Annotated in this window: 22 protein-coding genes and 1 pseudogene; 14 read left to right on the top strand and 9 right to left on the bottom strand. The window is 67.3% G+C overall.

The genetic code is table 11. The features are described from left to right. Nucleotides 1–46: 46 nt before the first annotated feature. The 4 genes from rpsI to KZX46_RS11475 form a co-directional block, all read right to left on the bottom strand. A complete protein-coding gene (gene rpsI / locus KZX46_RS11460) occupies nucleotides 47–562 on the bottom strand; it encodes a 30S ribosomal protein S9 (RefSeq protein ID WP_216709360.1) in 516 nt (171 codons plus the stop codon). Next, a complete protein-coding gene (gene rplM, locus KZX46_RS11465; protein ID WP_216709220.1) occupies nucleotides 562–1,083 on the bottom strand; it encodes a 50S ribosomal protein L13 in 522 nt (173 codons plus the stop codon). Before rplM ends, rpsI begins: the two co-directional genes overlap by 1 nt. A gap of 84 nt (nucleotides 1,084–1,167) precedes the next feature. Further along, nucleotides 1,168–1,539, bottom strand: coding sequence for a DUF2237 family protein (locus KZX46_RS11470; protein ID WP_216709221.1), 372 nt, complete (start codon nucleotides 1,537–1,539; stop codon nucleotides 1,168–1,170). Continuing rightward, on the bottom strand, nucleotides 1,536–2,603 hold the full coding sequence (locus KZX46_RS11475) for a COX15/CtaA family protein (protein WP_219776680.1): 1,068 nt from the start codon (nucleotides 2,601–2,603) through the stop codon (nucleotides 1,536–1,538). Before KZX46_RS11475 ends, KZX46_RS11470 begins: the two co-directional genes overlap by 4 nt. A gap of 119 nt (nucleotides 2,604–2,722) precedes the next feature. Between KZX46_RS11475 and KZX46_RS11480 the strand changes: the two genes are divergently transcribed. Beyond that, nucleotides 2,723–3,196, top strand: coding sequence for a Fur family transcriptional regulator (locus tag KZX46_RS11480; protein ID WP_216709223.1), 474 nt, complete (start codon nucleotides 2,723–2,725; stop codon nucleotides 3,194–3,196). Between the two features lie 111 nt (nucleotides 3,197–3,307). Continuing rightward, on the top strand, nucleotides 3,308–5,236 hold the full coding sequence (dxs, locus tag KZX46_RS11485) for a 1-deoxy-D-xylulose-5-phosphate synthase (RefSeq protein WP_219776681.1): 1,929 nt from the start codon (nucleotides 3,308–3,310) through the stop codon (nucleotides 5,234–5,236). Between the two features lie 47 nt (nucleotides 5,237–5,283). On the opposite strand, the gene KZX46_RS11490 is transcribed toward dxs, so the two are convergent. After that, on the bottom strand, nucleotides 5,284–6,273 hold the full coding sequence (locus KZX46_RS11490; RefSeq protein ID WP_219776682.1) for a histidine kinase dimerization/phosphoacceptor domain -containing protein: 990 nt from the start codon (nucleotides 6,271–6,273) through the stop codon (nucleotides 5,284–5,286). Nucleotides 6,274–6,488: 215 nt separating this feature from the next. Beyond that, entirely contained in the window at nucleotides 6,489–7,055 is a 567-nt protein-coding gene (locus KZX46_RS11495) for a hypothetical protein (protein ID WP_219776683.1), read from the bottom strand. Between the two features lie 23 nt (nucleotides 7,056–7,078). Between KZX46_RS11495 and KZX46_RS11500 the strand changes: the two genes are divergently transcribed. The 5 genes from KZX46_RS11500 to KZX46_RS11520 all read left to right on the top strand — a co-directional run bounded on the left by KZX46_RS11500 (nucleotide 7,079) and on the right by KZX46_RS11520 (nucleotide 9,937). After that, a complete protein-coding gene (locus KZX46_RS11500; protein WP_216709227.1) occupies nucleotides 7,079–7,399 on the top strand; it encodes a hypothetical protein in 321 nt (106 codons plus the stop codon). A 117-nt stretch (nucleotides 7,400–7,516) separates the two neighbouring features. Then, nucleotides 7,517–8,299: a TlyA family RNA methyltransferase gene (locus KZX46_RS11505; protein ID WP_219776684.1), complete on the top strand. Its 783-nt coding sequence runs from the start codon at nucleotides 7,517–7,519 to the stop codon at nucleotides 8,297–8,299. Nucleotides 8,300–8,310: 11 nt separating this feature from the next. Further along, complete coding sequence (locus KZX46_RS11510) at nucleotides 8,311–8,610, top strand: accessory factor UbiK family protein (protein ID WP_219776685.1); 300 nt, start codon at nucleotides 8,311–8,313, stop codon at nucleotides 8,608–8,610. A gap of 99 nt (nucleotides 8,611–8,709) precedes the next feature. Then, nucleotides 8,710–9,228: a YbjN domain-containing protein gene (locus KZX46_RS11515; RefSeq protein ID WP_219776686.1), complete on the top strand. Its 519-nt coding sequence runs from the start codon at nucleotides 8,710–8,712 to the stop codon at nucleotides 9,226–9,228. An 85-nt stretch (nucleotides 9,229–9,313) separates the two neighbouring features. After that, nucleotides 9,314–9,937, top strand: a complete 624-nt coding sequence (locus tag KZX46_RS11520) for a hypothetical protein (RefSeq protein ID WP_219776687.1) — start codon at nucleotides 9,314–9,316, stop codon at nucleotides 9,935–9,937. Here the strand turns inward: KZX46_RS11520 and KZX46_RS11525 are convergent. Continuing rightward, nucleotides 9,885–10,397, bottom strand: a complete 513-nt coding sequence (locus KZX46_RS11525; protein WP_219776688.1) for a MarR family winged helix-turn-helix transcriptional regulator — start codon at nucleotides 10,395–10,397, stop codon at nucleotides 9,885–9,887. The two genes, KZX46_RS11520 and KZX46_RS11525, sit on opposite strands and share 53 nt — an antisense overlap. A gap of 78 nt (nucleotides 10,398–10,475) precedes the next feature. Between KZX46_RS11525 and KZX46_RS11530 the strand changes: the two genes are divergently transcribed. The 5 genes and pseudogenes from KZX46_RS11530 to KZX46_RS22865 all read left to right on the top strand — a co-directional run. After that, entirely contained in the window at nucleotides 10,476–11,402 is a 927-nt protein-coding gene (locus tag KZX46_RS11530) for a branched-chain amino acid aminotransferase (protein ID WP_216709233.1), read from the top strand. 126 nt (nucleotides 11,403–11,528) lie between these two features. After that, nucleotides 11,529–11,753 (top strand): hypothetical protein, encoded by a 225-nt coding sequence (locus KZX46_RS11535; protein WP_216709234.1) that lies wholly within the window; start codon nucleotides 11,529–11,531, stop codon nucleotides 11,751–11,753. A gap of 88 nt (nucleotides 11,754–11,841) precedes the next feature. Beyond that, nucleotides 11,842–12,225, top strand: a complete 384-nt coding sequence (locus tag KZX46_RS11540; RefSeq protein ID WP_219776689.1) for an NADH:ubiquinone oxidoreductase subunit NDUFA12 — start codon at nucleotides 11,842–11,844, stop codon at nucleotides 12,223–12,225. Next, nucleotides 12,225–12,734, top strand: a complete 510-nt coding sequence (gene mlaD, locus KZX46_RS11545) for an outer membrane lipid asymmetry maintenance protein MlaD (protein WP_219776690.1) — start codon at nucleotides 12,225–12,227, stop codon at nucleotides 12,732–12,734. The genes KZX46_RS11540 and mlaD overlap by 1 nt, the downstream gene beginning before the upstream one ends. A 119-nt stretch (nucleotides 12,735–12,853) precedes the next feature. Continuing rightward, nucleotides 12,854–13,102, top strand: a pseudogene (locus KZX46_RS22865) (DUF2155 domain-containing protein); the annotation flags it as partial. Nucleotides 13,103–13,137: 35 nt separating this feature from the next. Here the strand turns inward: KZX46_RS22865 and aat are convergent. Together aat and KZX46_RS11555 are read right to left on the bottom strand one after the other, a co-directional pair. After that, the gene (aat, locus tag KZX46_RS11550; protein WP_255615549.1) at nucleotides 13,138–13,767 is read right to left on the bottom strand and encodes a leucyl/phenylalanyl-tRNA--protein transferase; all 630 of its coding nucleotides are present in this window, start codon (nucleotides 13,765–13,767) and stop codon (nucleotides 13,138–13,140) included. A gap of 73 nt (nucleotides 13,768–13,840) precedes the next feature. Further along, nucleotides 13,841–15,322, bottom strand: coding sequence for an amidase (locus KZX46_RS11555; RefSeq protein ID WP_219776692.1), 1,482 nt, complete (start codon nucleotides 15,320–15,322; stop codon nucleotides 13,841–13,843). Nucleotides 15,323–15,419: 97 nt separating this feature from the next. Here KZX46_RS11555 and KZX46_RS11560 point away from each other — a divergent pair, with 97 nt between their 5' ends. Then, complete coding sequence (locus KZX46_RS11560) at nucleotides 15,420–16,526, top strand: NADH:flavin oxidoreductase/NADH oxidase (protein WP_219776693.1); 1,107 nt, start codon at nucleotides 15,420–15,422, stop codon at nucleotides 16,524–16,526. A gap of 255 nt (nucleotides 16,527–16,781) precedes the next feature. Next, nucleotides 16,782–17,090 carry a hypothetical protein gene (locus KZX46_RS11565; protein ID WP_219776694.1) on the top strand — a complete coding sequence of 103 codons (309 nt, stop codon included), beginning with the start codon at nucleotides 16,782–16,784 and terminating at the stop codon, nucleotides 17,088–17,090. The last annotated feature ends 49 nt before the right edge of the window (nucleotides 17,091–17,139 follow it).

Below are 17,139 nucleotides of genomic sequence, written 5' to 3' on the forward strand. Positions count from 1 at the left end.
GAACGCGAGGTGCGTTCGTGCCCTTTTTTCGTCGCCGCGGCAGCGCTTACCGCTTCGAGAACTGGAAGCTCTTACGTGCCTTCGCCTTACCGTACTTCTTCCGCTCGACGACGCGCGGGTCGCGCGTCAGGAAGCCGGCGTGCTTGACGACCGACCGGAGCGAGGGTTCGAAGCGGGTCAGCGCCTGCGAAATGCCGTGCTTGACCGCGCCGGCCTGGCCCGACAGGCCGCCGCCCTTGACGGTGCAGGTGACGTCGTACTGGTCGCGGCGCTCGGCGACGTCGAACGGCTGGTTGATCACGAGGCGGAGCGTCGGACGCGCGAAATACTCGGTCTGGTCGCGGCCGTTGACGAGGATCTTGCCCGAACCCGGCTTGATCCAGACGCGCGCGATCGCGTTCTTGCGCTTGCCGGTGGCGTAGGCGCGGCCCTGCGCGTCGATGATCTGCTCGCGCAGCGGCGCGGCGGAGACACCATCGTTATGCAGCGCGGCGGCAGCGGTCGTCGCGTCGTGGACCTGGAGGTTGCCCAAATCGGCGAGCGACTGGCGGTTGTCGTCGATCATGCTTCACCCGTGGTGCTGGTTGCGGCGGGGGTCATCGTGGACCCGGTCCGGCCGATGGTGTTCTTGAGGTTCATGCCCGCGACGTCGAGGACTTCGGGGGACTGGGCGGTGTGCGGATGCTCCGAGCCCTTGAAGATGCGCAGGTTACGCATCTGCTGGCGCCCGAGCGGGCCGCGGGGGACCATCCGCTCGACGGCCTTTTCGAGGACGCGCTCGGGGAAACGGCCGTCCAGAATCTTGTCGGCGGTAATTTCCTTGATGCCGCCGATATAGCCGGTGTGGCGGTAATAGATCTTCTTCTTCGCCTTGTTGCCGGTGAAGCGGACCTTCTCGGCGTTGATGACGATGATGTTGTCGCCACAATCGACGTGCGGGGTGAAGCTCGCCTTGTGCTTGCCGCGCAGGCGGTTGGCGATCAGCGACGCGAGACGGCCGACGACGAGGCCATCAGCGTCGATCAGCAGCCACTTCTTGTCGACTTCGGCGGGCTTCGCCGAGGCGGTCATCCGGGAGAGCATGGGGGTGTCCGATAATTAAGGTGCGCGGTCTATCGGTGAAACGGCCCCGGAATGCAAGGAAATTGGCGCGTTTAGCCGGTGGTATTATGATACCGCAGGTTCGGCATGCGCCTGGAGGTGCCCGAGCAGGATGACCTCGAGCGCGCGTTCGTGGGTCGCTTCGAGGATCACGCCGGGGGCGAAACCGGCGACGCGCGCCTCCTCCCACCGTGCCGCGCACAGGCACCAGCGGTCGCCGTCGTGGAGTCCGGCGAAATTATATTCGGGGCGCGGGGTCGACAGGTCGTTGCCCGCATCCTTCGAGAACGACAGGAAATCGTTGGTCACGACCGCGCAGACGACGTGGAGCCCGCGGTCGGCGGCGTCGGTGTCGCAGCAGCCGTCGCGCTTCCACCCGGTCAGCGGATCGGTCGAGCAAACCTCGAGCGGGCCACCGAGAACATTGCGCGCGGTCATCGGCGCGCGCGCCGCAGCGACCAGTGCGCGCCGCGCAGCGACCAGTGAGCAGTCCAGATCGTGCTCGCGAGTAGCAACGCGGCGCACGCCTGATGCGCGGCAGCGAGGGGGATCGGGACGCCGTGGACGATCGTCGCGATGCCGAGCGCGACTTGCAGGATGACGAGCACACCCATCGCCACCGCGCGGCGCCCCGCCCCGGCGCGGAAGGTGACGGTCGCGACTGCGAGCGCGGCGAGCGCGACGGCGTAGGCGAGGGTGCGGTGGACGAACTGGACCGAGACGGGGTCGTCGATAATACTCGCGAGGGGGGGCACCCACTGGTCGAACATCAGCGGCCAGGTGTCGGAGGCGTGTCCCGCACGGAGGCCGGCGGTGAAGGCGCCCCAGATGATCTGGATGGTGAGGAGGGCGAGGAAGGGAACGATCCAGACGGTTGGACGGGCTGCAACCGGGTGCCGTTTGACGGGCACCTCAAGTACGCTCTCCCGCAGGCTCAGCGCGGTCCAGATACACCCCGACATCAGGATCAGCGCGTTGACGAGGTGCACCGCCAGCCGCTCGTGCGCGACCGACGGCCGGTTGACCAGCCCGCTCGCGACCATCCACCAGCCGACTGCGCCCTGTAGCCCGCCGAGCGCGAGCAGCGCGACCAGCCGCCAGCCGTAGCTGCGCGGGATCCAGCGCAGCGCGGCGAAGGTCGCCAGCGGCACGGCGAAGACAATGCCGATCGACATGCCGAGCAGCCGGTGGAGCCACTCCCAGAAGAAGATGCCCTTGAACGCCGACAGCGTCATGCCGCTGTTGACCAGCTGATACTGCGGGCTCGCCTTGTACAGCGCGAACATCGCGTCCCATTCTGTGCGGCTCAGCGGCGGGACCATGCCGCCGATCGGGTTCCATTTGACGATCGAAAGTCCCGACTCGGTCAGGCGGGTGATGCCGCCGACGACGACCATCGCGAACACGAGTGCGGCAACCGCAAATAGCCATGCGGCAATGGCTTTCGGGTGCGCGCGCGTCGCGGGTGCGGTCGCGGAGAAGGGCAGTGCAACAGTAGCCATGCGCGCCCTATGCCCCCGCCGCCGCGCGCCGCCAAGCCGTCACCGCGTCGCGGTTGGGCATGAGGGTGAGTTGCGGAAGCGCTGCGGAAGGCCGATATCGTGGGTAACAGGATACTGCCATGCTCACGACCGTCACCACCGCCGAAGCTCATCACGACCACGCCGGCCCGGAACTCGCCGCCGCCGCCGCTGCCGCCGTCATCAAGGGCGGCGAGCAATGGACCGACATGCGCGCGACGGTGTTCGAAATTCTCGCGCGGTTCGATCAGCCCGCGAGCGCATACGACATCGCCGATGCGGTTTCGGTCGCGCTCGGGCGGCGGATCGCGGCGAACAGCGTCTACCGGATCCTCGATCTCTTCGTCGCGACCAACGTCGCGAGGCGGGTCGAAAGCCGCAACGCCTACCTCGCCAACGCCCACCCCGATTGCCGCCACGACTGCATTTTCCTTGTCTGCGACACCTGCGGCCGGACGACGCACATCGACGACGACCGCGCCGCCGACCAGGTTCGCGGCGCGGCGTCGGCGGCGGGGTTCACGCCCACGCGGCCAGTCATCGAGGTGCGCGGAACTTGCGCTGCATGTGGCTGAGTCGCATCGGATCGCGGTGAAACCGCGGGGCCGCGACCCGATCGGGTTCGACATTGCGGCCGCGAGGCGCTACCCGGAAAATTACCTTGGACCTTTTCGCAGGTGCCCCGCGTGAGCCAACGCCCAATTACACCGCTTCTCGATACCGTCGACACGCCTGCCGATCTTCGCCGTCTCGACAGCGCCGACCTGACTCAATTTGCCGCTGAACTGCGGGCCGAACTCGTCGACGCGGTCAGCGTCACCGGCGGGCATCTCGGGGCCGGTCTTGGCGTCGTCGAGCTTACCGTCGCGCTGCATTATGTCTTCAACACGCCCGAGGACACGCTGATCTGGGACGTCGGTCACCAGGCGTATCCGCACAAGATCCTCACCGGCCGCCGCGACCGTATCCGGACGCTCCGCGCGCCGCAGGGCCTGTCGGGCTTCACCAAGCGATCGGAGAGCGAGTACGACCCGTTCGGCGCGGCGCATTCGTCGACCTCGATCTCGGCGGCGATCGGCTTCGCCGTGGCGAACAAGCTCGCCGATCGCCCGGGCAAGGCGATCGCGGTGATCGGCGACGGCGCTATGTCGGCGGGCATGGCGTATGAGGCGATGAACAACGCCGAAGCCGCGGGCAACCGGCTCGTCGTCATCCTGAACGACAACGACATGTCGATCGCGCCGCCGGTCGGCGCGCTGTCGGCGTATCTCGCCCGGATCTATTCGTCGCGCCCGTTCCTAGAGCTCCGCGACCTTGCCAAGCTGCTCGCCAAGCGCACGCTCGGGCCGAACATGCAGCGCACCGCCAAGCGCGCCGAGGAATATGTCCGCACGCTCGCGAGCGGCGGATCGCTGTTCGAGGAACTCGGCTTCTATTACGTTGGGCCGATCGACGGGCATAACCTCGACCATCTGATCCCGGTGCTCGAGAATGTCCGCGACGCCGCCGAGGGGCCGATCCTCGTCCATGTCGTGACGCAGAAGGGCAAGGGCTATGCTCCGGCCGAGGCGGCGGCGGATAAGTATCACGGCGTCCAGAAGTTCGACGTCATCACCGGCGCGCAGGTCAAGTCGAAGCCCAAGGCGCCGCAGTACCAGAATGTCTTCGCCCAGCAGCTGATCGCCGAGGCCGAGGTCGACCCGATGATCGTCGCGATCACCGCGGCGATGCCGTCGGGCACCGGGCTCGACAAGTTCGAGGCGAAGTTCCCCGACCGGACCTTCGACGTCGGCATCGCCGAACAGCACGCGGTGACCTTTGCCGCGGGCATGGCGGCGAAGGGGATGCGCCCGTTCGCGGCGATCTACTCGACCTTCCTCCAGCGCGCGTACGATCAGGTCGTCCACGACGTCGCGATCCAGAACCTGCCGGTCCGCTTCGCGATCGACCGCGCCGGCTTGGTCGGGGCCGACGGCGCGACCCACGCCGGGTCGTTCGACGTGACGTATCTGTCGACGCTGCCGAATTTCGTCGTCATGGCGCCGTCGGACGAGGCCGAACTCGTCAACATGGTCCACACGATGGCGCGCCATGACAGCGGCCCGTCGGCGGTGCGTTATCCGCGCGGCGAGGGCACCGGCGTCGCGCTGCCCAACCCGCCGGTCGAACTCGAGATCGGCAAGGGGCGGATCGTCCGCGAGGGCAAGACCGTCGCGATCCTGTCGCTCGGCTGCCGGTTGCAGGAAGCGATGGCCGCCGCCGACGACCTCGACGGGCGCGGCTTGTCGACCACCGTCGCCGACATGCGCTTTGCCAAGCCGCTCGACGAAGCACTGATCCGCAAGCTCGCGCTGAGCCACGACGTCCTCGTCACGATCGAGGAGGGCGCGATCGGCGGCTTCGGCGCGCACGTCCTGACGTTTGCCAGCGACGAAGGCCTGACCGACGGCGACCTCAAGATCCGCACGATGCGCCTTCCCGACGTGTTCCAGGACCAGGACGGTCCGGTGGCGCAGTATGCGACTGCGGGGCTCGATGCCGAGCACATCGTCAGCACGGTGTTGTCGGCGTTGCGCCACAACAGCGTCGGCGTGGTCGAGGGCGTTCGGGCTTAAGGGTCGACGTCGCGCAGCGGGATCGCGATCATCTTGGTGCGCGGTCGCTAGTCGCTGGCGATCTGCGCATCGCGCAGCGGAAACCTCAGCCGCGTGATCGTCCCGGCGTTGCTGGTCATGCTGATCTGTCCGCCGAGTTGCGTCGCCAGCCCCTTGAGGATGCGCGTGCCGAGTCCGGCTTTGGGCGACTGATCGCCAGCGGCGATCCCGCAGCCGTCGTCTGTAATCGTCAGCTCGAGTTCGGTCGCGCCGAGCCGATGCAGCTCGATCAAGATCGTGCCATCGCTCCGGCCGCCGAACGCGTGCTTGAGACAGTTGGTCACGACTTCGGTGGTGATCAGCGACAACAGCATCAGCCGATCGATATCGAAGCGGACGGGAAAAACATCGAACTTGCAGGTGATGCCCGTAACGCCTGAGGCGTCGATGACCTCGCCGAGAACTTCGGCGAGATATGCGCCGAGCAGCGTATCGGCGGCGGTGGCGTCGTAGAGGCGGCGATGGACACGGGCCATAACCTGGATACGGCGCGAGGCCTCGTCGAGTGCTCGGGCGGCATCCGTAGCATCGTCCGGCATGTGCTGCCGCTGAAGATGGAGCAGGCTGGCAACGAATTGCATGTTGTTCGCGACCCGATGCTGCAGTTCCTGGAACAGCACGCGTTCACGTTCATAAAGCTGCGTCGACTTTCGCCGCTCGGTGTCGAGGCGCTCGCTGACGACCCGCATGTGGCTGATAACCTGCACGATGAGGCCCGCCACCAGCACGAACAACACCAGCGCAAGCGCTGTGCCGGTGTCGAGCGCGAAGCTATTGTACGGTTGCGTGAACAGGTACCAGACCGCGACGGTACATAGCCCGGTGCACGCCAATCCCGGCAGGGTGCCGGCAAAATATGTCGTGACCATCACCGACGGGAAAAACATCATGAACGGAAAGCCGACCGGGAAAATCCGGTCGAGCAGGCGTCGCAGCGCGATCGACAGCAAGCATGATGCGAGTGCGAGGATCAGCCCCGCCCAGACACGACTCCGCAATGCCGGGATCAAACCGGCAAGGACTGCTGGATTTGTGATCGGCCCGTCCCCCGCCGGCTTAGCTTTCGAGAAATAACCGTCTTCATTGTCGCGATCGGTCCAATACCGCACCCCGCGCGGTCGGGTATCTGCTAGCCGGGCAGGGTGTTTCGACCTGGCGATTTCGGGATCGGTCTGACTGGACCGGCCCGAACCGCTATTTCCGGGTCGCCCACTCAGTACATGCCCTCACCGTGCGCCGGCATGATCTTCTTCAATTCCTTCTGCGCCCACACCGAATTATGCCCGCCCGCCTTGTGCTCGTTGAGCGGGACGGCGACCTCGTAGAAGGTATTGAGGCCGGGATGAGCGACGGCGAGGACGAAGACTTTCTTCGAGATCAGCCCGGCAGTGTAAAGCCGGGTCGTGTCGATGAAATACGACGATACCCGCCGGCAATGACTGAACAGCGTGTCGGCGACGATCTTGTCGGCGTCGAGCAGGTGCAGATAGGTCCGCAGCACGGTCTCATTGCGCGCCTGCGCGACGCGCCATAACTTCGCCAGCGCGACGATCGATTCACGCATTTCGGGTGCGGAATAGCGGTCCATCAGCTGGAGATACGCGTTCGCCTCGCTGCCCTGCGCCGACTTGCGGACCTGGCCGAGCGCGCCGAACGCCGCCGTCGCCGATGCGGCGGCCGAAACGGCAGCGGCGACGGTGGCGAGGTTCGCGATCATGGCGGCAGTGTAGCGCAGGATTTTCGGCGCTGCACAGCCCTGTGCGATCGCTGGCAGAACCACCCCCGACCGGCTATCAAACGTCCATGACCCACGAAACCCCCGCCGAGCGCGGCCGCCGCAAGTTCGTCTTCGGCGTGCTCGAACAAATTTCGAGCATCCTTGGGGCGATGGCTGCGAGCGTCCTTGGCGTCGGGCTCGTGCTTCCGATGATCGCCGCCTTCGCCGGGACCGGAAATCTGCCGCGCGCCGCGCTGGTGCAGGTCGCGGCCCTCGTGATCGGCTTTGCCGTTTTCGCGGCGGTCACCGCTGCGATCGTCCGCGGTCTCGCGCGCGGCATCGACGACGACTCGCGTCCGCTTCTCCGCCGTGCCCGCCGCGACGAAATATTGAGCGGCGACGTTTGATGCCGATGATGGTCGCGACGCACGTCGCGTTCGGCCTTGCCAGCGGCTTCGTCGTCGTCGCGCTGGCCGCCGCGATCGGCCTTTATCTCTGGGCGCGGCCGCGGCGTTGAGCCGGCGATGACCAAGACCCGCGCCGATCAGTTGCTCGTCACCCTCGGCCTCGCCGAATCGCGGACGCGCGCGCAGGCGCTGATCCTTGCCGGGCTGGTCTTCGCCGGGGACCGCAAGGTCGACAAGGCGGGGCAGGTGGTCGCCGACAACGTCTTGCTGACGGTCAAGGGGCGCGATCATCCTTGGGTGTCGCGCGGCGGGGTCAAGCTCGCACACGCGCTCGACCATTTCGGCTGGGACGTCGCGGGGGCCACCGCGATCGACGTCGGCTCGTCGACCGGGGGGTTCACCGATGTGCTGCTGACGCGCGGCGCAAACCACGTCTTCGCGGTCGACAGCGGGACCAACCAGCTCGCGTGGAAACTGCGCGACGACGCGCGCGTCACCGTGCTCGAACAGACCAGCGCGCGGATCCTGACCGAGGCGCATATCCCGGTGGCGGTCGACCTGATTGTCTGCGACGCGAGCTTCATCGGACTGGCGAAGGTGCTTGGCGTACCGCTGACCTTCGCCGCTCCCGCCGCGCGGCTGATGGCGCTGATCAAGCCGCAGTTTGAGGCGGGGCGCGGCGAGGTCGGCAAGGGCGGGGTGGTCCGCGATCCCGCGATCCACGAGCGGGTCTGCGCCGAGGTCGCGGCGTGGGTTGCGGGGCAGGGGTGGCGCGTCGATGGCATCGTCCCGAGCCCGATCACCGGGCCCGAGGGCAACGTCGAGTTTCTCATCGCGGCGCAGCGTGCACCGCACAACGTTGACGATGGCACCTCGGACGCCCAAATACCCGACGAATGAGGAGTGACGAGATGCAGTCGCAAAACCGGGTTTTCGAGGATCTGTCGAAGGTCGCCACCTCGGCGATGGGAACGATGGCGGGCGTCGGCCGCGAGGTCGAGACGATGATCCGTGGTCGTGTGCGCGAACTCGTCGGCGGCTTCGACATGGTCGACCGCGACGAATTCGAAGCGGTCAAGGCGATGGCGGCGACCGCGCGCGCCGATGCCGAGGCGCTCAAGGCCGAACTCGCCGAGCTTCGCGCCGCGATGGCGTCGGCGAACCCGTCGCCCGCAGCCGCTCCTGCCGGGGGCAGCGCGCCGATTGTCTAGTTACCCACATCATTTGGTGGGTCGCCGCGATTCATTGCTTGCATCATGTGGCGGGCCCCGCCAGCGTGCCGGCACGGCGGTGAGCAGGAGCTGGGGCGCATGACGCAACTCGATGTCAGCTTTGAATCCGCGCCGGCCGCGCCGATCGACATGCTCGAACATTATTTCAACGCGCACGGCTGGGCGTTCGAGCGGACCGGTGACGAGGAAATCACTGCATCGGTCGCCGCGAGCTGGGCTAATTTCCAGCTGCGGGCATTGTGGCGCGAGGACGAGCGTGTCCTTCAGTTCATCGCGATGCCCGACATCCGCGTCCCCGAAGCCAAGCGCGCGGTGATGTACGAGACGCTCGGGCTGATCAACGAGCAGCTGTGGATCGGCCATTTCGAGATGTGGGCGGCCGACGGCACCGTGCTGTTCCGGCACGCGACGCTGCTCGACAGTCTCGAGGATGACGAGGATATCGACCTGACGCTCGGCCAGGCCGAGATGCTGGTCGACGCCGCGATCGACGAGTGCGAGCGCTTTTACCCCGTGTTCCAGTTCGTCCTGTGGGCGGGCAAGTCCCCCGCCGAGGCGATCGAAGCGGCGCTGCTCGACACCGTCGGCGAGGCGTAACGCCGCTGGTTGGCGCGGACGCTGACCTGTTGCGTTCGTGATCGCCGCACTCGCAGCGGTAATGATCAAGTGTAGGACCGATTCCATGGACATCCTCGACGCCTGGATGACGGTAATCGCCCGCGACGGCTGGACGGGCGCGCGGATCAATGCGGTCGCGCTCGCCGCCGGGGTGTCGACCGGAGCGGTCGCCGCAGTCGCCGCCGATCGGTGGGAGGCGCTGCGCCATTACGGCCGTGGCCTCGATAACGCCGCGCTTGGCGAGGCCGGAGCCGATTCGGGGGCAAGCGTCCGCGACCGGCTGTTCACGCTGCTGATGGAGCGCTTCGACGCGGCACAGCCGCAGCGCGCGGGTGCGATCGAGCTGGCCGACGCCGCCCGGCGCGACCCGGGCCTCGCCGCGTTCATGCTGCTGTCGCTCCCGGTGTCGATCGCGCGGATCGCCGATGCCGCCGGGGTTGCGACGGGCGGACTGCTTGGGCCGTTGCGCGTCCAGGCGCTGACGGCGTTGTACCTCGCGGTCGCGCGGGTCTGGCTGGCCGACGACAGTGACGATCTCGCGGCGACGATGAAAGAGCTCGATACGCGGCTCGCGCAGGCGGAGACATGGGCGCGGCGGCTGCCGTATCGCGCCGCAGCGGTTGTCGGCGAACCGGCTATTCCGCTACTTGCAGCGCCTCGATCAATGGGCGATCGCCCGGCGGAATAAGCCCGGTCAGCACCGTCCAGAAGCCGCTGACCGCCGCCTGGCCAGCATGGCCGTACGCGCGCGTTACGCCGTCGCGGAGGCATTCGAACAGCTCGGTTTCCAGCGCGATTCCGGCCGGGGTCAGCCGCAGCATCCGCTGGCGACGATCGCGCGTGCCGACGGTCTGGGAGACGAGTTCGCGCGCTTGCAGGTCGGCGAGAACCCGGCTTAGCGACTGCTTGGTGATATTGAGCAGGTCGAGCAGGTCGCCGACCGGCATCCCCGGGCGCCGGGCGATGAAATAAAGCGCGCGATGGTGTGCGCGGCCAAGGCCGAGTTCGGCGAGCCGAGCATCGGCGCCTTTGACCATGTTGGTGTAGCCGAAGTAGAGCAGCTCGATGCCGCGGCGGATTTCTGCCTCGCGCAGGAACAAAGGGGACGCCCCGACCGGCGCTGCCCGAACAAAGTTTACGTCAGCCATGTTGACGTATATGGCACTGAATGTTACGCACCACAACGAATATTTGTAATAATATGCGCCGGGGAGGCGTTATCCGCGATGCTTGAACCTACTTTCGATGACCGTGACGGCTGGATCTGGTTCGACGGCAAGCTCGTCCCGTGGCGCGACGCCAAGGTTCATGTCCTAACCCACGCGCTGCACTATGCGAGTTCGGTGTTCGAAGGCGCGCGTTGTTACGATGGTAACGTCTTCGCGCTGTCGCAGCACAGCCAGCGTTTGATCGACTCGGCGAAGATGCTCGGCTTCGACCTGCCGTGGTCGCGCGCTGAGATCGACGCGGCGGTCAACGAGACTGTTGCTGCGAACAACCTGACCGATTGCTACGTCCGCCCGGTCGCATGGCGCGGGTCGGAGCAGATGGGCGTCGCGGCGCAAAAGACCAAGCCGCACATGGCGGTCGCGGTGTGGCAGTGGGGCACCTATTACGGCGACGAGGCGCTGACCAAGGGCCTCCGGCTCAACATCGCGCCGTGGCGGCGGCCCGCGCCGTACACCGCGCCGGTTCACGCCAAGGCGGCGGGGCTGTACATGATCTGCACGATGTCGAAGCACGCCGCGTCGGACGCGGGCTACGACGACGCCTTGATGCTCGACTGGCGCGGGCAGGTGGCGGAAGCGACCGGGGCGAACATCTTCTTCCTGCGCGACGGCGTCCTCCACACCCCGACCCCCGATTGCTTCCTCGACGGGATCACCCGGCGGACGGTGATCGGGCTGGCGCGGGCGCGCGGAATCGAGGTCGTCGAGCGCGCGATCTGGCCCGAGGAACTCGAGAGTTTCGAACAGGCGTTCCTCACCGGCAGCGCCGCCGAGGTCACGCCGCTCGCCGAAATCGGGCCATGGCGCTTCGAGGTCGGGGCGCTGGTCCGCGGCATCGCGGCGGACTACCGCGACCATGTTCGCGGCATCGGTCCGGCGCAGCGCGGCGTCGTTCAGCCGATTGCCGCCGAACGCCGGGGTTGATCGGAGCGCCTCGCGGCGGTACTATTCTTTTGCGTGTTCACTAGGTTGCAACATCTTTTTGGCATGAGTGTTTACGAATGTTGCAGTGGTGCCGGGGGGAGGCCGCTGCGAATTAGATGGATTCGCATGAAGCAACGACTGTCTTCGAGTGCAGCGATCGCCGGCCTTGCGGCGGTGATGTGGATCGTTCCGTCGGTCGGAACCCAGGGCATGGGCACGATCGGCCAGCGGTTTATCCACCCCGATACCGTTCTCGTCGATCCTGTGGCTGACACCGACACCGCACGCCAGTCGGCCCGTATCACGCTGCAGGCTGCCGATTCGGCGACCGAGACGGCACTGGGCTATTAGCCCGCACGACACGCACATCGCGGTCGCTGGCTGCCGCGCGGTCGATATGGGTTGCGCCGCACGGCGCTTTGGGTTGTAACGCCGCCGCATGGGCATCCTGTCGATCTTCACCTGGTGGCACGGTCCGGGACTTGGGACGCGGCTCGTTGGCTGGCGCACCGGTATCGAGGTCGGCCGCGACGATCAGGGCAATATATATTACATGTCGAAGCCCGGCCGCCGCGAGCGCCGCTGGGTGATCTACAACGGCATGCCCGAAGCAAGCCGGATCCCGCCCGAATGGCACATCTGGCTGCACAAGACCGTCGCGACCACGCCGGCCGAAGCGCCGCTCAAGGCGCGCGTGTGGGAGAAGCCGTGGATCCCCAACGCGACCGGAACCCCGCTGGCGCATCGCCCGTCGGGCAGCCTCGCGGTCGCCGCGACGCGCGCGAAGACGACCGGTGATTACGAAGCGTGGAGCCCCGACTAATGCGCGCGTTGTTTAAGGAAAACGTCGTCGAATCGATCGTCGGGCTGGTCGTCGTCCTTGTGGCGATCTGGTTTGTCACGACCGCTTATGCGCGGACGTCGGGCGGCGGCGGTTCGGGCTATCTCGTCACCGCGCGCTTCCCGAACTCGACCGGCGTGTCGGTCGGCACCGATGTCCGCGTTTCGGGGATCAAGATCGGGACGGTCGCGACGCAGCGGCTCGACCCCAAGACGTTCCAGGCGGTGCTCCAGCTCCGCGTCGCCAACGACGTCAAGTTCCCGACCGATTCGAGCGCGGCGATCACGTCGGAGGGAATCCTCGGCGGCAGCTATATTTCTCTGCTCCCCGGCGGCGACACGACGATGCTGAAGCCCGGTGACGAGATCACCGATACCCAAGGCGCGCAGGACCTGATGGGCCTGATGGGGTCGTTCATCAACCGCAGCGGCGATGCGTCGAAGGCGGCTCCGGCCGCCGCCCCGGCAGACAGCGCGGCTTCGGCGAAGTGATGATTGCGCTTGCGGCGGCGGTCGTCGCGGCTGCGTCGCCCGTCGCTCCGGTGCCAAAGCCTTCCGCACCCGCGGCTCGCCCGGCGAAAGCGCCCGAGGCCGCCACCGCCGTCACGCCGATGGCAGAGCGCGTCGTTGTTCTCGCCGCGCTCAACAAACGCAACGGCACGACGCAGGACTTTACCGCGCACCCCGGCGACACGCTCAAGTTTGCCACGCTGACGATCCGCGTCCGCGCGTGTGAAACGACCCCGCCGTGGGAAGCGAAGCAGACTGCGGCTTATCTTCAGGTCGATGATGCCCCGGCGCAGGTGCGGACAGCGACCGCGGTCAAGGTCAAGCGCGTCTTCTCAGGCTGGATGTTCGCCGAAAGCCCGTCGCTCAACCCGCTCCAGCACCCGCTCTACGATGTCTGGGTCAAAAGCTGCACGATGCGTTTTCCCGATACGGGTCCGGATACCTTGGTCGTCGGGCGCGCGGTGACGTCCCAGTCCAAGGCGGCGAAATCTCCGGATGTCGCCAAAGCCCCTTCGAGCAAGACCTTATAGGCGGCGCGCGGCACCTCGACGGTGCCGAAGCGCGCGAGATGTTCGGTCAGGAACTGGGTGTCGAGCAGGCGGAAGCCGCCCACGCGCAGCCGAGCGACCAGCGCCGCGAGCGCGCATTTTGAGGCGTCGGTGACGCGGGTGAACATGCTCTCGCCAAAGAATGCTGCGCCGAGCTTGACCCCGTACAGCCCGCCGACGAGCTTGCCGTCCTGCCAGCATTCGATCGAATGGGCGTTGCCGCGCGCGTACAGGCCGCGATACGCGGCGACGATGTCGGCGTTGATCCACGTGTCGGGGCGGCCGGGGACCGGCGCGGCGCACTCCGCCATGACGTCGGCGAAGGCGCGGTCGGCGGTGATGCCGAAGCGTTCGGACTTGAGCACGCGCGCCAGCCGGGCGGGCAGATGGAAGCCATCGAGCGGCAGTACCCCGCGCTTTTGCGGCTCGACCCAAAAGACGTCGGCGGCGTTGCGGTTGTCGGCCATCGGGAACACCCCGGCGGCGTAAGCGCGGAGCAGGAGGTCGGGGTCGAGCCGTCGTGTCACTGGGTTCCCCCCGTCAAAGCGCGCCGCCGACCCAGATCGGTGGACGGCGGTGGTGCCAGTCGATCTCGCGTTCGAGTTCGTAGGCGAGTTCGAGCAGCTTGCGCTCACCCCCCGGCTCGGCGGTGAACTGCATCCCGATCGGCATCCCGTCGCGCGAGAAACCCATCGGCAGCGCGATCGCCGCCGCCCCCGCCGCATTTTCGATCGGCGTATACGCGACGTACGTCCGCAATGTATCGGCGAGATCGGCGTAACGCTTGGTCGGATCGAGCACGCCGATCGCGAGCGGTGGCGACCCGAGGACCGGGGTCAGCAGCACGTCGTAGTTGGCAAACTGCGCCGCATATTGGCGTTCGAGCAGCTGCAGCGCCGCCGTCGCGCGGGCGATATCTGCTTCGCCGTAGCGCGCACCCGCCGCCGCCCAGCTCAGGGTCAGCGGCTCGATATCGCGCGCGGTTGGCTTGCGGTGGATGAACGCTTCTGCGGCCTTGATCCGCCCGGCCGCTCCCGCGCTCCACAGCGTTTCGAACGCCGCTGCCACCGCCGCGCCGTCGTAAACGGGCGGCGCATCGACCATGCGGTGGCCGCGTTTCTTCAACTCGTGGACGGCGAGCTCGAACACCGCGGCGACATCGGGATGCGGCTCGTGTCCGGTCGCCGATGCGCGCTGGAGCCCGATTCGAAGGTGCCGGCCCTCGAACCCGGTGACCAGCCCGACCGGGGGGTAGACCGCGTCACCGGCGGGGCGCTCCATCGCCGCGAACCACGCCGCGGTGTCGCGGACTGTCCGGCTGAGGCACGACTGGACGGTAAAATCGGTGACGGCGCGCCCGGTGTCGCCGATCATCCGCGCGCGGCTCGGCTTCAATCCGACGAGCCCGCAACACGACGCCGGGATGCGGATCGAGCCGCCGCAGTCGTTGCCGTGCGCGACCGCGACGACCCCCGCCGCGACCCCCGCCGCCGACCCGCCCGATGATCCGCCCGCCGACCGGTCGAGCCGCCACGGATTGCGGGTCGGTCCGGTCAGCAGCGCCTCGGTTGTCGGCAGCAGGCCGAATTCGGGAAGGTTCGACCGCCCGATCGAGACCAGCCCGGCGCGCGCGATCGCGACGACACCGGGGGCGTCGGTGGTTCCGATGCGGTCGCGCAGCGCGCGGGAGCCGCTCGTCCACGGCAGTCCCGCCTGCTCGACATTGTCCTTGATCAGCGTCGGGATGCCCGCGAGTGGCCCGTCGGGGTTCTTGGCCGCGGCGGCGCGGGCGCGGTCATAGTTCGGATGCGACACCGCATTGATCAGCGGGTTGGCGCGATCGAGCCGGACGATCGCCGCCTCGGTCAGCGCAGCTGGCGTCGTCCGCCCGCGGTCGAGCGCCGACGCCGCGCCGACCGCATCGCGTGGCGGCTTGCGCTTGCCCTCGACGCCGGTCAGCGGCGCGAGCGCGGCGAGCACCGCTCCCGCTTCGAGAAAGCGCCGTCGTGTGACCGTTGTCATGCTGGTCCTCCCGCCTCCAGACTAATAGACCACCCGCGCCGTGCAACCTATCGCCGTGCGTGACGCTTGGTGCCCGCCAATCGCGAAGGACCTATCGATGCCCGACTCCCGCCTGTTCGCCCCGCTGAACCTCGGCGGCCTGACGCTGCCCAACCGCATCGTCATCGCGCCGATGTGCCAGTATTCTGCCGACGGCGAGGGCAGCGCGACCGACTGGCACACGACGCATCTCGGCAGCCTCGCGCAATCGGGCGCAGGGCTGCTGATCCTCGAAGCGAGCGCGGTGGTTCCCGAAGGGCGGATCAGCCCCGACGACCTCGGCCTATGGTCCGACGCCAACGAGGCCGCCCTTGTTCCGGTACTCGCAGCGATCCGCCGCTGGTCGCCGATGCCGGTCGGCATCCAGCTTGCCCATGCCGGACGCAAGGCGTCGACCAAATTGCCGTGGCAGGGCGGCGCGCAGCTCACCCCGCGCGAGCCCGACGGCTGGCAGACCGTCGCGCCGTCGGCGCTGACCTATTCGCCGACCGAGCACCCGCCGGTCGCGCTCGACGCCGCCGGGCTGGCGCGGGTCAAGGACGGATTTGTCGAAGCGGCGCGGCGGGCCGATCGGCTCGGGATCGACCTGATCGAGCTCCACGGCGCGCACGGTTACCTGCTCCACCAGTTCTTGTCGCCGCTGTCGAATATTCGCGAGGATGAGTATGGCGGCAGCCTCGAAAACCGGATGCGGTTCCCGCTCGAGGTGTTCGACGCGGCCCGCGCCGTGTTCTCGGCGCACAAGCCCGTCGGCATCCGCGTCTCGGCGACCGACTGGGCTCCCGGCGGATGGGACGTCGAGCAGACGATCGCCTTCGCCAAGGCGATCGAGGCGCGCGGCTGCGATTATATCCACGTCTCGAGCGCCGGGCTGACGTCGGTCCAGAAGATCACCGCGGGCCCGGGCTATCAGGTGCCATTCGCGCGCGCGATCAAGGCGGCGGTGGCGATGCCGGTGATCGCGGTCGGGATGATCACCGAGCCCGAGCAGGCCGAGGCAATCGTTGCAACTGGTGACGCCGATGCGATCGCGCTCGCCCGCGGCATCCTGTTCGACCCGCGCTGGCCGTGGCACGCGGCGGCGCATCTCGGCGCGAAGGTCCACGCCGCCCCCCAGTACCTGCGGTCGCAACCGGCGCGCTTCAAGACGTTGTTCGACGCCTGAGCACGACCTGAGTCGTCGGCGGCGCGTGCGATCGCAAGATCCCTCGCCGCCGGTAACATAATTACGCGATGTTAGGACGAACCGGACCCGAAACACGGTAACCGGAATATATTGGCGCTCCTACGGGGGCGCCAATCATGTATTATGAGGCACTGCCGGGGGAGATCATTTGATCATACCTAATCCAGTGCGCCGCGACGCAATTCTGGTAGAAATATCCTTTTGGTCGCGGTGTTCATTTCGAGGAGTTTGACGATGAACGCTAATCTTATTCTTGCGAGTATTTTGATTGCTGGCGGCTCGGTCGCCCACGCTCAGTCGACTGCACCGACCACCGCTGTCGCACCCGCCGACCAGGCACCACCGCCGAGCGTGACCGCGGTCCCTGCCGAACCCACGTCGCAGGCTCCCGCTCCTGTTGCCGCCGATGCCGCGACCACGACGACCGCGGCCGCGTTCGACGGCGTCACCAAGGAGGGCGGCAAATACATGAAGGACGGCCGCCCGGCGACGAAGACCGAGATCGCCAGCTACAAGAAGGCCGAAAAAGCCCGCCACGAATAGCCACCCCGCGCTCGCGCCGCCCCTCCTCACGCGAGGAGGGGCGGCTGCG

Origin of the sequence: Polymorphobacter sp. PAMC 29334, assembly GCF_019431245.1 — a bacterium.
GTDB classification, from domain to species: domain Bacteria; phylum Pseudomonadota; class Alphaproteobacteria; order Sphingomonadales; family Sphingomonadaceae; genus Polymorphobacter_B; species Polymorphobacter_B megasporae.